Origin of the sequence: Leifsonia sp. C5G2, from assembly GCF_013359685.1 — a bacterium.
Taxonomy (GTDB): domain Bacteria; phylum Actinomycetota; class Actinomycetes; order Actinomycetales; family Microbacteriaceae; genus Leifsonia.
This window is the reverse complement of the sequence record NZ_JABFMV010000002.1, coordinates 1-14,395: the sequence shown is the minus strand read 5'-3', so window position 1 is coordinate 14,395 and position 14,395 is coordinate 1. Positions and strand designations below refer to the sequence as shown.

Below are 14,395 nucleotides of genomic sequence, written 5' to 3'. Positions count from 1 at the left end.
TCATGCGAGCCAGCCGCGCCGACCTGCTCCGGATGCGCCGTGTCGCGCAGGCGATCGACAGCCCGCGCGAGCCGGCCCCTGCGGCTGTGACGCGCCGCATGCTGGCCGTCCAGGGGCAGGACTTCGCCGCCGGCTGCTGGGCGCTGGCCCTGCGCTCCGAGGCGTCGGGTCGGTCCGACGTTCTCGCCGCCCTCGATGCCGGCAGCGTCATCCGTTCCTGGCCCATGCGCGGCACCCTGCACTTCGTGCCGCCGGAGGACCTGCGCTGGATGCTCTCGGTCACCATGGACCGGATGGTGGCCGGTCTGGGGCGCCGCCAGGAGCAGCTGGGGCTGACGTCGGCCGACTTCGCTCACGCCGCCGAGGTGGTGACGGGCGTGCTCTCCGGCGGCCGCAGCATCGGCCGCGCCGACCTGATGGGGGTGTGGGAGCGCGCGGGCATCGCGACGACCGGCCAGCGCGGCTACCACCTGATCTACTACCTCGCACAGACGGGACTGCTGTGCTGGGGTCCGGTCGTGCGCGCGGGCAACGGCAACCCGTCGCAGGCGCTGGTGCTGCTCGACGAGTGGGCTCCCGCTCCGCCTCCGCTGGAGCCGGACGAGGCGATCGCCCGGTACCTCCTGCGCTACCTCGCCGGCCACGGACCGGCCACAGTGCGCGACTTCGTCTGGTGGATCAAGGGGACCGTCGGCGGCGCGAAGACGGCCCGTGCCCTCCTCGGCGACGCGCTCACCACGCTCGATGTCGACGGCGTCGAGTATCTGGTGACCGCCGAGCTCGCGGATCGTGCGGCGGCCAGGCCTGCCAAGCGCGCGGAACGCGAGGCGGTGCACCTGCTGCCGGCGTTCGACGAGTATCTGCTCGGCTACCGGGACCGCTCCCTTATCCTCGACGAGGACCACGTCGAGCTCATCGTGCCCGGCGGCAACGGCGTCTTCCAGCCGATCATCGTCGCCGGAGGCCGCGTGGTCGGCACGTGGCGCCGCGAGAACGGCCGTGCTGTGCCACAGCCGTTCGGCGACCTCAGTGGCGTGCGCCGGGCACGGCTCGACCGCGCGGCGGCCGAGTACGCCCACTTCGCGGCCAGCTGATGGTGGCGACACACCTCCGGCCTGACGTCGCCGGGTAGCGTTGGGGGGTGGCACGCAACAGCTCGACGGCCCGCCGGCTCCCCGCGGCGATAGCCCTCCCGACGACCATCCGGGCGACGTCGCGCGCGCCGTTCCTGCAGGTCGTGAAGACGGCGGTCGCGATGATCCTCGCCTGGGCGGCGGCCAGCCTGTTCGTGCACGGCGAGCTGCCGGTGTTCGCGACGATCGCGGCGCTGCTCGTGGTGCAGCCGAGTGTGAACCAGTCCGTCGGGCGCGCCATCGAGCGTTCGATCGGGGTGATCGTCGGTGTGGTGGTCGCGTACCTGATCGGGCTGGCGTTCGGGACGAACAGCTGGATCGTGCTGCTGGCGGTCGTGGTGTCGGTGCTGCTCGCCTGGGCGCTGAAGCTGACGCCCGGCACCGCGAATCAGGTGCCGATCACGGCGATGCTGGTGCTCGCGATCGGCGCTTCCGACCCGCAGTACGCGCTCGCACGCATTGTGGAGACGGTGATCGGCGCTGCGATCGGGGTGGTCGTGAACGTCGCGATCGTCCCCCCGGTGCTGACCGCGCCGGCCCGGCAGGCCGTGCTGGCGCTGGGGACGGAGATCGCGTCCACCCTCGACCGTCTCGGGTCGGCTCTCACGACCGAGCACACCCGGGCCGACCTGGATGCGCTGCTCATCGAGGCGCGCCTGCTGCGGCCGATGGAGACCAAGGCGCAGAGTGCGATCACCGCGGCGGACGAGAGCCTGTCGCTGAATCCGCGGCAGCGCAAGCACCGGGTGTACCTCGACCACGACCAGCAGCTGTTCGACCGGCTGCGTCCGCTGATCAACCGCACGCTCGGGATGACTCGCGCGTATCACGACCATTACGATGACAGCCTGGCGGCGGAGCCGACCATCCATGCGATCGCCGACGAGCTCCATCGGGCGGCGCACGACCTGCGGCTGCTGGCGCGCGACCCCGACGAGCCTGTCGTCGAGCCCGGAACGGAGACGGCAGGCGTGCCGGTGCTCACCGCCCCGCTCACCATCGCCACCCCGGACCCGCGCCACTGGGTGCTGATCGGTTCCCTGGTGGAGGACCTCCGTCGCATCCACGTCGAGATCGCCGGCGACGACGCCTCCACAGCATGACCCGGCCGTCGAGTGGTGACATCTCGTCGCCACTCGACGCGATGCGCTATGCGGTGAGCTCGGCGACCGCCTCCGCGACCGGCAGCGTGCGCCGGTCGCCGGTGCGGCGGTTCCAGAGCTCGACCTCGCCCTGCGCCGCGCCGCGGCCCACCACGAGCACGCGCGGGACCCCGATGAGCTCCGCATCGCCGAACTTGACGCCCGGAGACACCTTGGGGCGGTCGTCGTAGAGGACGTCGAGACGGGCGTCCTCCAGCTGGGCGATGACCTCCTCGGCCAGCTCGTAGGCGGCCTCGTCGCGTCCGGTCGCCACCACGTGCACGTCGAACGGCGCGACGGACTCCGGCCAGACCAGGCCGCGGTCGTCGTTGTTCTCCTCGGCGAGGATCGCGAGGATGCGGGTCACGCCGATGCCGTAGGACCCCATGGTCACCGTGACGAGCTTGCCGTTCTCGTCCAGCACCTTGAGCCCCAGGGCGTCTGCGTACTTGCGGCCGAGCTGGAAGACGTGCCCGATCTCCATGCCGCGCGCCAGCTCCACCGGACCGGACCCGTCGGGCGCGGGGTCGCCGGGCTTCACCTCGGCGACCTCGACGACGCCGTCCCAGCCGAAGTCGCGGCCGGCGACGAGGCCGAAGACATGCTTGCCCTCGATGTTCGCGCCCGTGATCCAACCGGAGCCGTCGACCACGCGCGGGTCGACGACGTAGCGGATGCCCGTCGCCGACTTCTCGCCGAGCACGGCGCCCTCGGCCGACCAGGGACCGATGTAGCCCTTCACCAGGCCGGGGTGCTTCGCGAAGTCCTCGTCCGTGGCCGCGTCGACCTCCGCAGGGGCGAAGGCGACCTCGGCACGCTTGAGGTCGACCTCGCGATCGCCGGGCAGGCCCACGACGACGAGCTCGCGCGTGCCGTCGAGGTTGGTCAGGGCGAGCACCACGTTCTTGAGCGTGTCCGCCGCCGTCCAGGAGCGGCCGTCGGGACGCGGGTGCTTCTCGTTCGCCAGCTCGACAAGCGTGGCGATGGTCGGCGTTCCCGGCGTGTCGAGCACCTCCTGCGGGGTGAGCTTCTCGTAGGAGCGCGCGGGAGGCGCGAGGGTCGTGAAGGCCTCGACGTTGGCTGCGTACCCGCCGGGCGAGCGCACGAACGTGTCTTCGCCGACCGGGGTCGGGTGCAGGAACTCCTCCGAGCGCGATCCGCCCATGGCGCCCGCGTCGGCCTGCACGATCACGTACGACAGCCCGAGCCGCGTGAAGATGCGCTCGTACGCGTCGCGCTGCGCCAGATAGCTCGTATCGAGCCCCTCGTCCGTGTAGTCGAACGAGTAGGCGTCCTTCATCGTGAACTCGCGGCCGCGCAGCAGGCCGGCGCGCGGACGCGCCTCGTCGCGGTACTTGTCCTGGATCTGGAAGATCGTCAGGGGCAGGTCTTTATAGGACGAGTAGAGGTCTTTGACGAGGAGCGTGAAGACCTCCTCGTGCGTCGGCGCCAGGAGGTAGTCGGCGCCCTTGCGGTCCTGCAGGCGGAACAGCGCGTCGCCGTACTCGTCCCACCGGCCGGTGGCCTCGTAGGGCTCCCGCGGCAGCAGGGCGGGGAAGTGCACCTCGTGCGCACCGGCGGCCGTCATCTCCTCGCGGATGATGCGCTCGATCTTCTCCTTCACCCGCAACCCGAGCGGCAGCCAGGCGAAGACGCCCGGCGCCTGGCGCCGGATGTAGCCGGCGCGGACGAGCAGCCGGTGGCTGGTCACCTCGGCGTCGGAGGGGTCTTCACGGAGGGTGCGGAGGAAGTAGTTGGTCAAGCGTGTAGGCACCGTCCCAGTTTATGGGGCGGAGGAGCCGCGTCCACGCGCGGGCCGGATCGGTGGATACGTCGGCGGCGGACCCGGCTGTGGACGGAAAGGGCGGTCGGAGCACCGGGCTAGGGTGGCGGCATGCCCGACCGCCGCACCCGCGTCGCCCCCTCCCCCGCCTCGGCGCCCCTCGCCGCCTCCCTCGCCGCGCTCCGCCGCGAGCTGCGGCTCCCGGACGCCTTCCCGCCCGAGGTCGAGGCCGAAGCCGCTGCGGCCGCGGCACGGCGCCCGCTGCCGGAGACCGACCTCACCGGCGTGCCGTTCCTGACCGTCGACCCGGCCGGATCGACCGACCTCGACCAGGCGCTGCACCTGGAGCGCACGGCCGACGGTCACCGCGTGCGGTACGCGATCGCCGACGTCCCCGCCTTCGTGACGCCCACCGGCGCCGTGGACACGGAGGCCCGCCGCCGCGGTCAGACCGTCTACGCGCCCGACGGCCGCGTCCCCCTCCACCCCGACGTGATCGGCGAGGACGCCGCCTCCCTCCTCCCGGACGTCGAGCGCTCCGCCTTCGTCTGGGACATCCGCCTCGGCGCCGACGGCCATACGACCGGCGCCACCGTGTCGCGGGCGCGCATCCGCTCCCGCCGGCAGTGGGACTACGCCGAGGCGCAGGCCGCGATCGACGACGGCAGCGCGCCCGAGGAGCTGCGTCTGCTGCGCGAGGTCGGCGAGGCGCGCATCGCGTACGAGCGGGAGCGCGGCGGCGCCAGCCTCAACGCCCCGGAGGAGGAGGTCGTGGTGCGCGACGGCGTCTACACGCTGGAGCGTCGCACCGTCCTCCCGGTGGAGTCCTGGAACGCCCAGCTCTCGCTCCTCACCGGCATGGTGGCGGCACAGATGATGCTCGACGCGCGCATCGGCATCCTGCGCACCATGCCGGCGCCGGATGAGGAGGCGTTCCGCGCCTTCCGCATCCAGACCGTCGCCCTCGGTCTCCCGTGGCTCGAGGGCGTGCCGTACGGGGAGTACCTGCGGACGCTGGACGCCGACCATCCGCGGGCCGCAGCGGTGCTCCAGGCGGCGACGGCGCTGTTCCGCGGCGCGGGCTACGTGGCCATGGACGGCGAGGCGCCGGCCGACCCGCAGCAGTCGGCGATCGCCGCGCCGTACGCGCACGTCACCGCTCCCCTGCGCCGCCTCGTGGATCGCTGGGGCCTGGTGATCTGCGAGGCCCTGTGCTCCGGGACGCCGGTCCCGGACTGGGCACGCGCGTCGCTCGGTGAGCTTCCGGCGATCATGGGGAATTCGTCCCGGCTGGCGTCGCAGGTCGTCACAGGCGCGCTCGACCGCGTCGAGGCCGCGCTGCTGAGCTCCCGGATCGGGTCGGTGGTCGACGCGACCGTGCTCGCGGTGCGCAACGGCGGCGTGCTCGTGCAACTGGACGACCCGGCGGTCAGCGCCTCGGCGCCGCGCCCCGACGGCGTGCAGCCCGGGGACCGCATCCGCCTCACCGTGACGGCGGCGGATATCGCGACCGGACGCGTCGCGTTCCACCCCGTCGCGGGCTGACTGCGCCCGCGGCAGCGGTCCTCCGGCTCAGCTCACGCTCGCCTCAGCGCGCATTGACCTCAGTGCGCGTGGACCTCAGTGCGCGCCCACGCTGACCGTGGGCTCGCCCGAGGGGCGGTCGCCCATCTCGTCGGCGATGCGGTTCGCCTCGGCGATCAGGGTCGCGACGATCTCCGACTCGGGGACGGTCTTGATGACCTCGCCCTTGACGAAGATCTGGCCCTTGCCGTTGCCGCTCGCGACGCCGAGGTCGGCTTCGCGCGCCTCGCCCGGGCCGTTGACGACGCAGCCCATGACTGCGACGCGCAGGGGCACGCTCATGCCCTGCAGTCCCTCGGTGACGCTGTCAGCCAGCGAGTAGACGTCGACCTGGGCGCGGCCGCAGCTGGGGCAGGAGACGATCTCGAGCTTGCGCTCGCGCAGGTTCAGCGACTGCAGGATCTGCAGGCCGACCTTGACCTCCTCCGCGGGCGGCGCGGACAGCGAGACGCGGATGGTGTCGCCGATGCCCTCGCCCAGCAGGATGCCGAACGCGGTCGCCGACTTGATGGTGCCCTGGAACGCCGGCCCGGCCTCGGTGACGCCGAGGTGGAGGGGCCAGTCACCGCGCTCCGCCAGCTGGCGGTAGGCCTTGACCATGACGATCGGGTCGTTGTGCTTGACCGAGATCTTGAAGTCGTGGAAGTCGTGCTCCTCGAACAGGCTCGCCTCCCAGACGGCCGACTCGACGAGCGCCTCCGCGGTCGGCTTGCCGTACTTCTGGAGCAGGCTCGGCTCGAGCGAGCCCGCGTTGACGCCGATGCGCAGGGACACGCCCGCCGCTTTGGCGTAGGCGGCGATCTTGCCGACCTGGTCGTCGAACTTGCGGATGTTGCCCGGGTTCACGCGGACCGCCGCGCAGCCCGCGTCGATCGCCGCGTAGACGTAGTTGGGCTGGAAGTGGATGTCGGCGATCACCGGGATCTGGCTCTTCTTGGCGATGATCGGCAGCGCCTCGGCGTCGTCGCGGCTGGGTACGGCGACGCGGACGATGTCGCAGCCGGAGGCCGTCAGCTCGGCGATCTGCTGGAGGGTGGCGTTGATGTTGGTGGTCGGCGTCGTGGTCATCGACTGGACGCTGACGGGGGCGTCGCCGCCGACGAGGACTTTGCCCACCTTGATCTGGCGGGACTTGCGACGGGGTGCGAGTGTTTCGGGGACCTTTGGCATCCCCAGGTTGATTGCTGCCACGGGCTCAATCCTACGCGGCAGGGTGGGAGCGGGCTGGACGTCAGCCGAACAGGTTGACCGGCTTCACGATGTCCGCGTACATGAGCAGCACGCTCATCCCGCCGAAGATGATCACGACCGCGAAGGTGAGCGGCATGAGCTTCGCCATGTCGACAGGGCCCGGGTCGCGGCGGCGGAAGATCTTCGCGAACGTGCGCCGCAGCCCCTCCCACAGCGCGCCCGCGATGTGGCCGCCATCGAGCGGCAGCAGCGGGATGAGGTTGAAGACGAACAGCGCGATGTTGAGCGACGCCAGCATGCCGATCATGGTGTAGACCTTGTCGACCACCGGGACGCCGTCGAGCGCGGTCAGTTCCCCCGCCGCCCGGCCGATCCCGACCACGCTGATCGGCCCGTTCGGGTCGCGCTCCGCGGAGCCGAAAGCGGCGTTCCAGACATCGACCATGCGCTGCGGCAGGTGCAGGAAGACGTTGAAGACGGCGCCCGTCTGCGCGCCGACCGCCGGGAGCACTGCGGTGACGGGCTGCGGCACCAGCTCCGTGAGCGGACCGATGCCGACGAACCCGACCGTCAGGGTCTCGATCCCGCCCGCGGCGTTCTTCACGACGGTGCCGCTGGCGTTCGTCTTGGCCACCTTGTTGACGACCGGGGTGAGCTGGACGGTGCGCTCCGCACCGTCGCGGCTGAGCACGACCGTGAGCGTCGTGCCGGCCGACTGGCGGATGATCGCGGTGGACTGGGCCCAGCTGCTGATCTTCTGCCCGTCGATGCTGACGATGGTGTCGCCGGGCTTGAGGCCGGCCGCCGCCGCCGGTCCCTGCTTCGCGTCGCTCGGGCAGGTCTGGCTGGTGCTCCCGGCCGGCAGAACGCACTGGCTGACGGACGCGATCGTGGTGGAGCTCTGCGGCGCCCCGAAGCCCATCAGGAGCACGCCGAACAGCACGACGCCGATGACCAGGTTCATGAACGGGCCGCCGAACATGATGACGATGCGCTTCCACACCGGCAGCCTGTAGAAGGTGCGGTTCTCCTCGCCCACCGCGACCGTCTCGGCGCTGGCGGTCCTGGCGTCCTGCGCCATCTGCTGCATGAAACCGGTCGTGGCGTTGCGGCCACGGCCGCCCTCTTTGCCGGGCGGGAACATCCCGATCATGGAGATGTAGCCGCCGAGCGGGATCGCCTTGACCCCGTACTCGGTCTCGCCGCGGCGGAACGAGAACAGCGTCTTGCCGAAGCCGATCATGTACTGGGTGACCTTGACCCCGAACAGCTTTGCGGGCACGAGGTGCCCGATCTCGTGCAGCGCGATCGACAGAGCGACGCCGATCAGGATGATGACGACGCCGAGGACGAACAGGAGCACGGAATCCACGGTCTCAGGCTAGCGGCGGCTGCCTTGGAGCAGGCCGCGAAGCGCATGGGTGGCCGCTATGCGAGCGCTGTCAGGCTCCGGGATCAGCGCGCCGCGATGAGGGCGTCTGCCTTGCGGCGTGCCCACTCCTCGGCGTGTACGAGAGAGTCGCGTGTCAGCTCCCCCGACGGCACGTGCGCGTCCACGACGCGCTCCACCGTCTCCAGGATGTCGAGGTACCCGATCGCTCCGGCGTGGAAGGCCGCGACGGCCTGTTCGTTCGCAGCGTTGAACACGGCCGGATAGGTGCCGGACGCCATGCCCACCTTCTTGGCCAGGCGCACGGCCGGGAACGCCTCGTCGTCGAGCGGCTCGAACGTCCAGGTGTGCGCCATGGACCAGTCCAGCGGCACGCCGACGCCGGCGACGCGGTCGGGCCAGCCGAGGCCGAGCGAGATCGGCAGCCGCATGTCCGGTGGCGACGCCTGGGCGATGGTCGAGCCGTCCACGAACTCCACCATCGAGTGGATGACGGACTGCGGGTGCACGGTGACGTCGATCCGGTCGTAGGGCACGTCGAAGAGGAGGTGCGCCTCGATCACCTCGAGCCCCTTGTTCACCAGCGTCGAGGAGTTGGTGGTGACGACGAGGCCCATGTCCCACGTGGGGTGGGCGAGCGCCTGCTGCGGGGTGACGTCGCGCAGCGAGTCGCGCGACCGGCCGCGGAACGGACCGCCCGACGCGGTGAGCACGAGTCGGCGGACCTCCTCCGGCGCACCCGCGCGGAGGGCCTGGGCGATCGCCGAGTGCTCGGAGTCGACGGGCACGATCTGGCCGGGCGCCGCCGCCTTCTTGACCAGGCCGCCGCCGACGATGAGCGACTCCTTGTTCGCGAGCGCGAGCAGGGCGCCGGTCTCGAGCGCGGCGAGGGTCGGGCCCAGTCCCACGGAACCGGTGATGCCGTTGAGGACGACGTCCGCCTCCACCGACCGCACCAGCAGTTCGGAGTCGTCGGCCCCGAGCGCCGTGTCGACGACGCCGAGCCGCTCCGCCTGCGCCGCCAGCTCCGTCGCGTTGCGCCCGGCGCTCAGCCCGACGACGCGGAACCGGTCGGGGTTCGCCGCAACGACGTCGAGCGCCTGCGTCCCGATCGAACCGGTGGACCCGAGGATGATGACTCTGCGCACGAGGCCATCGTACGCAGGGCCGGGGCAGGAACTATCTGGTCGTCTTCAGGATGTCGATGACGAACACCATGGTGTCGGTGGCCTTGATGTCGCCGGAGCCCTTGTCGCCGTAGCCGTCCGCCGGCGGAACGATGGCGATGACCTGGGAGCCGACCTTCTGACCCTCCAGCGCCTGCTGGAAGCCCTTCACGACGCCCGTGGTCTGGAAGGAGGCCGGTGTGCCCCGGCTCCAGCTGGAGTCGAACATCTGACCGTTGCGCCAGAGGACGCCCTTGTACTGCACGGTCACCGTGTCACCGGACTGCACCGTCTCGCCGTCGCCCTGCTTCAGAACGGCGATCTTGGTCTCCTTCGGCGGGTCGGCCTTCGGGATCGTGATGTTCGGCTCGCCGGTCTTCGCGTCGAGCGTGACCTTCGGGAAGCCGGCCGGCGGCGTCACGGACTTGCCGTTCGCCCGCGTCTGGGGCAGATCGACGAGGTCGGCGACGAAAACGATGCTGTCCTTGTCGGTCAGGTTCAGCTGCGAGAGGTTCTGCTCGCCGACGGCACTGCCCGCAGGACCGGTGAGAACCACCCGCGAGCCGAGGGGCAGACACTCCACGGCGCGCACGAGGCCCGGGACGAAGGCCTTGTCGTCGACCTTGAGCATGGCGGTGGCGGACCCGTCGAACCCTTGCGCCGACAGCTCCTTGCCGGTGGTCCCGTTGTACGCAGCGAGTGCGATGTCCACATTCGACCCGGCCTTCACCACCGCGCCCTTGCCTTTGACGACCACGGTGCGTTCCAGGTCCTTCGCCTTCAGCGGACTGCCGAAGGTCACGGTCGGCGTCTTGCCGAAATCGCCCGCCACCTTCACGGAGTCGGACGTCGCCCCGGACTTCACGTTCTGGCACGTCGCGGCCGCGGCGGTGGGCGTCGAGGACGCGGTCGGCTCGCCGGAGCTGCACGCGGCGAGCCCGGAGACGAGGAGGGCCGCGCTCGCGGTCGCGGTCAGGGCCTTGAGAGAGGTACGCACGGTCGACCATCCTGCCCTATCCGTCTCCGCCCAACCTGACAGCGGGGAATGGGTCGGCTGAATCCGCCGCCTACGATGGAAGACATGACCCGCGAATTCTCCGTGCCCCAGTCCCGTCACCTCGTCACCGAGCTGCCCGGCCCGCGGTCGGTGGAGCTGCAGCAGCGCCGCGTCGCGTCGGTCAGCCGCGGCGCGGGCACGCTCGCGAACATCTACATGGAGTCCGGGTCGGGCGCCATCCTGGTCGACGTCGACGGCAACCGCCTGATCGACCTGGGCTGCGGGATCGGCGTCACCACCATCGGCCACGCACACCCGGCCGTCGCCGCGGCCGCCGCCGAGCAGGCCGCCAAGCTCACCCACACGCTGTTCACCGTCACGCCGTACGAAAACTATGTCGCCGTCGCGGAGAAGCTGGCGGAGATCACCCCCGGCGACTTCGAGAAGCACAGCATCCTGGTCAACTCCGGCGCCGAAGCGGTCGAGAACGCGGTCAAGATCGCCCGCAAGTACACCGGTCGCCGCGCGATCGCGACGCTCGACCACGCCTTCCACGGTCGCACCAACCTGACCATGGCGATGACCTACCGCCCCTGGCCCGAGCGCGCCGGGATGGGGCCGTTCCCCGGCGAGATCTACAGCCTCCCGATCAGCTACCCGTTCCGCGACCCCGAAGAGATGACCGGCGAGGAGGCCGCGGAGCGCACGATCGACTACATCCGCACCCACATCGGGGCCACCGAGCTGGCGGCGCTGTTCGTGGAGCCCATCCAGGGCGACGGCGGCATCATCATCCCGGCGCCCGGCTACTTCGCGCGGCTCGCCGAGTTCTGCGCCGAGAACGGGATCGTGTTCGTCGCCGACGAGATCCAGGCCGGCATCGGCCGCACCGGCACGTGGTACTCGATCGAGCACCACGGCGTCGTGCCCGACCTCGTCACCAGCGCCAAGGGCATCGCGGGCGGCTTCCCGCTCGCCGCGGTCACCGGTCGCGCCGAGATCATGGATGCGGTGCAGCCCGGCGGCATCGGCGGCACGTTCGGCGGCAACCCGGTGTCCACCGCTGCCGCCCTCGCCGTGTTCCAGGCGTTCGAGGACGAGGACCTGCTGGCGGAGGCCCGCCGCGTCGAGAAGGCGCTCTGGGCGCGGATCGGCGACTGGGCCGAGCGCTTCCCCGTCGTCGGCGAAGTGCGCGGCAAGGGGGCGATGTTCGGGATCGAGCTGGTCCAGCCCGGCACGAAGACGCCCAACCCGGAGGCGCTGCAGGCCGTGCTCGGCCACGCCACGCGCAACGGCGTCATCCCGCTCGACGCCGGCAGCTGGGACAGCGTCCTGCGCCTGCTGCCGTCCGTCGTCATCAGCGAGGAGCTCATCGACGACGCGGCGACCGTGCTCGAGGAGGCGCTGGGGCGGCTGGGCTGACGGACTGTCAGGCTATTCCGGCCACCGCACAGCCGGTCTTCCAGATCGGCGCGCTAGCGTCCCTCCCGACCGTCCCGGCCACATGAGGAAGGCACACCGATGCGGCTCCCCCGCCTGCGCTTGATCGCCGCGGCCACCGCCGCCGCGGGCGCGCTCGCCCTGCTTCCCGCGGCCGCCGTGGCGGAGCCTGCGACGCCGTTCTACCCCGGGTACATCATCAGCGACGACAGCTTCTTCAATCCGGACGCGATGACCGCCGGGCAGATCCAGCACTTCCTGGAGGACAGGTCCTGCCACCCGAAGGACGGCGTGCCGTGCCTGGCCGACTTCCGCATGAACTCGCCTGCGCAGCCCGCGTCGGCGGACCGCTGCGCGGCGATGCCCGCACGGAAGAAGGAGGCGGCGAGCAGCATCATCGCGCGGGTCGCCGAGGCGTGCACGGTCAGCCCGCGCGTGCTGCTCGTGCTGCTGCAGAAGGAGCAGTCGCTGCTGACCGCGCCGAGCGCGAAGGGCTACGAACGCGCGACCGGGTACGCGTGCCCCGACACGGCCGAGTGCGACAAGCGCTACTTCGGGTTCTTCAACCAGGTGTATCGGGCCGCGTGGCAGTTCCGGGAGTACACCGTCCACCCCGGCGACTGGCGCTACAAGGTGGGGCTCAACCGCATCCAGTACCACCCGGATGCGACCTGCGGATCGAGCGAGGTCACGATCCTCAACCAGGCGACGGCGAACCTCTACAACTACACGCCGTACCAGCCGAACGACGCGACCCTGAAGGCGCCGAAAGGGCCGGCCGGCGACTGCTCGGCGTACGGCAACCTGAACTTCTCGCGGCTCTACACGGACTGGTTCGGGTCGCCGCTGTCGGTCCGCTACACCGGTCTGGTCGACGGCTGCCTCGTGTACCGCGACGGCTTCGGCTGCGATCAGGGCAGCCCGCTGCGGTCGTGATGACGGCGCATGCCGCGACCGGAATACGATCTCGCCTACTGTCGGAAGCGTGAGCATCGACCAGCCCGACGATGACGTCGCCGCGCTGCAGCGCCCCGGCGCGCTGTACTACGCAGGCCGCATCCTCATGGCACCGCTGCTGAAGCTCGTCTACCGGCCGCGTGTGATCGGCCGCAAGAACGTGCCGAAGCACGGCAAGGTCATCCTGGCCAGCAACCATCTGTCGTTCATCGACTCCGTCGTCATCCCGATGACCGCGCCTCGGCGCGTGCAGTTCCTGGCGAAGTCGAGCTACTTCGAGGGGACCGGGTTCGCGGGACGCGTCTCCCGCGCCATCTTCACCTCGATCGGTGCCGTCGGGGTCAAGCGTGGCGCGGGTGCCGCGGCGCAGGAGGCACTCGACCAGTCGCGCCGGATCATCGACACGGGAGCCGCGTTCGCGCTGTACCCGGAGGGCACGCGCTCGCTCGACGGCCGCCTGTACAAGGGCCGGACCGGGATCGGCTGGCTCGCGCTGACGACCGGCGCGGTCGTGGTGCCGGTCGGACTGATCGGGACCGATCAGATGCAGCCCGTCGGCGCGAAGTTCCCGAGGCCCCACAGGATCACCGTCGTGTTCGGCGAGCCGCTCGACCTCTCGCACTACGGATCGGCGGAGTCGGGGCGTGCACGCCGTCAGGCGACGGACGCGATCATGTCGGCCATCCACGGCCTCACCGGGCAGGAACTGGCGGGCGTGTACAACGAGGCGCCGCCCGCGAGCGCGGTCGAGCGCGTCAAGCGCGCCCTGCGGCCCGAGCGTCTCTGACGCGCCGCACGTCACGGTTCGTGACGAACGCGTGCCGTTCGTGACGAATCGCGGCGATTCGCCACGAAACGCCGCGGGCGCAGGTCAGGCCTCGGGAGCCTGCGACTTGGCGCGATAGGTACGCGCCTTCTGACGGTTGCCGCAGACGCCCATGCTGCACCACTGGCGGGAGCCGTTGCGGGACTCGTCGTAGAAGGCCCAGCGGCAGTCCTCTCCCCCGCACAGACGGACGCGACCGAGCTTCCCCTGGATCTGCAGCACCACGGCGCTCGCCAGCGCCGCCTCCGCCGCGGTCCGGGCGGTGAGACCGACCGTTCCGGGCGCGGAGGCGACCGGAAGGGCAAGGTCGGGCAACGGCGCCTCCGCTCCGTCGACGATCTCGCGCAGAGCATCCCGGAGCTCGCGCGTGCGTGCCCGGTCCCCCGGAGCGACGCCGTGGTCGCCGGCCCAGCGGCCGAGGCCGGCGTCGTCGGCGAGCTGGTCGGTGTCATCCTCGACATCGAGCGTGTTCAGGAAGTCGACCAGCAGATCGGGGCCGAACTCGGGCGCATTCGTACGCATATAACCATTGTAACTCGTTAGCGGGTTACACTATCCTGTAACCTGTCAACGCAGATAGGTGGTTATCATGCATCCGCTGTTCTTCTGGTCCCTGTCCACGTCCGAGCTCGCCGAGCGCGAGCACGAGGCGGCCGTGCTGCGGGCGCAGCGCGACTCCGGCATCGAGCAGCCGGCGCCGCTCACGCGCGACGACCGCTGGCGCGCCGCCATCCAGCGCTGGGCGGCGGCCGAGCCGCCCCAGCTCCCCGCCCCCGCGGCACCCTC

Annotated in this window: 13 protein-coding genes; 7 read left to right on the top strand and 6 right to left on the bottom strand. The window is 71.0% G+C overall.

All coding sequences use genetic code 11. The features are described 5' to 3' along the window. Positions 1-2 precede the first annotated feature (2 nt). Entirely contained in the window at positions 3-1,094 is a 1,092-nt protein-coding gene (locus HNO83_RS02855) for a winged helix DNA-binding domain-containing protein (RefSeq protein WP_175336020.1), read from the top strand. Positions 1,095-1,141: 47 nt separating this feature from the next. Continuing rightward, the gene (locus HNO83_RS02850) at positions 1,142-2,236 is read left to right on the top strand and encodes an FUSC family protein (RefSeq protein WP_175336019.1); all 1,095 of its coding nucleotides are present in this window, start codon (positions 1,142-1,144) and stop codon (positions 2,234-2,236) included. Positions 2,237-2,282: 46 nt separating this feature from the next. Here the strand turns inward: HNO83_RS02850 and HNO83_RS02845 are convergent, their stop codons facing one another. Next, positions 2,283-4,049, bottom strand: a complete 1,767-nt coding sequence (locus tag HNO83_RS02845) for a proline--tRNA ligase (RefSeq protein ID WP_175336018.1) — start codon at positions 4,047-4,049, stop codon at positions 2,283-2,285. Between the two features lie 120 nt (positions 4,050-4,169). On the opposite strand from HNO83_RS02845, the gene HNO83_RS02840 reads away from it, so the two are divergent. Next, on the top strand, positions 4,170-5,603 hold the full coding sequence (locus HNO83_RS02840) for an RNB domain-containing ribonuclease (RefSeq protein WP_175336017.1): 1,434 nt from the start codon (positions 4,170-4,172) through the stop codon (positions 5,601-5,603). A gap of 75 nt (positions 5,604-5,678) precedes the next feature. Here HNO83_RS02840 and ispG read toward each other — a convergent pair whose 3' ends face one another. The 4 genes from ispG to HNO83_RS02820 all read right to left on the bottom strand — a co-directional run bounded on the left by ispG (position 5,679) and on the right by HNO83_RS02820 (position 10,386). Next, positions 5,679-6,812: a flavodoxin-dependent (E)-4-hydroxy-3-methylbut-2-enyl-diphosphate synthase gene (ispG, locus tag HNO83_RS02835; RefSeq protein ID WP_175336337.1), complete on the bottom strand. Its 1,134-nt coding sequence runs from the start codon at positions 6,810-6,812 to the stop codon at positions 5,679-5,681. Positions 6,813-6,873: 61 nt separating this feature from the next. Beyond that, entirely contained in the window at positions 6,874-8,205 is a 1,332-nt protein-coding gene (locus HNO83_RS02830) for a M50 family metallopeptidase (protein WP_349627058.1), read from the bottom strand. 83 nt (positions 8,206-8,288) lie between these two features. Next, complete coding sequence (locus HNO83_RS02825; RefSeq protein ID WP_175336016.1) at positions 8,289-9,371, bottom strand: 1-deoxy-D-xylulose-5-phosphate reductoisomerase; 1,083 nt, start codon at positions 9,369-9,371, stop codon at positions 8,289-8,291. A 31-nt stretch (positions 9,372-9,402) separates the two neighbouring features. Then, positions 9,403-10,386: an FKBP-type peptidyl-prolyl cis-trans isomerase gene (locus HNO83_RS02820; RefSeq protein WP_175336015.1), complete on the bottom strand. Its 984-nt coding sequence runs from the start codon at positions 10,384-10,386 to the stop codon at positions 9,403-9,405. 75 nt (positions 10,387-10,461) lie between these two features. On the opposite strand from HNO83_RS02820, the gene HNO83_RS02815 reads away from it, so the two are divergent. From HNO83_RS02815 to HNO83_RS02805, 3 genes are all read left to right on the top strand, one after another. Further along, positions 10,462-11,808, top strand: coding sequence for an aminotransferase class III-fold pyridoxal phosphate-dependent enzyme (locus HNO83_RS02815; protein ID WP_175336014.1), 1,347 nt, complete (start codon positions 10,462-10,464; stop codon positions 11,806-11,808). 99 nt (positions 11,809-11,907) lie between these two features. Next, positions 11,908-12,762: a LasA N-terminal domain-containing protein gene (locus HNO83_RS02810; RefSeq protein ID WP_175336013.1), complete on the top strand. Its 855-nt coding sequence runs from the start codon at positions 11,908-11,910 to the stop codon at positions 12,760-12,762. 49 nt (positions 12,763-12,811) lie between these two features. Continuing rightward, the gene (locus tag HNO83_RS02805) at positions 12,812-13,570 is read left to right on the top strand and encodes a lysophospholipid acyltransferase family protein (RefSeq protein WP_175336012.1); all 759 of its coding nucleotides are present in this window, start codon (positions 12,812-12,814) and stop codon (positions 13,568-13,570) included. A gap of 84 nt (positions 13,571-13,654) precedes the next feature. Here HNO83_RS02805 and HNO83_RS02800 read toward each other — a convergent pair whose 3' ends face one another. Then, positions 13,655-14,131 (bottom strand): CGNR zinc finger domain-containing protein, encoded by a 477-nt coding sequence (locus HNO83_RS02800; protein WP_175336011.1) that lies wholly within the window; start codon positions 14,129-14,131, stop codon positions 13,655-13,657. A gap of 67 nt (positions 14,132-14,198) precedes the next feature. Between HNO83_RS02800 and HNO83_RS02795 the strand changes: the two genes are divergently transcribed. Next, positions 14,199-14,395, top strand: a 197-nt coding sequence (locus tag HNO83_RS02795; protein ID WP_175336010.1) for a hypothetical protein, incomplete at its 3' end; no start/stop codon positions are given.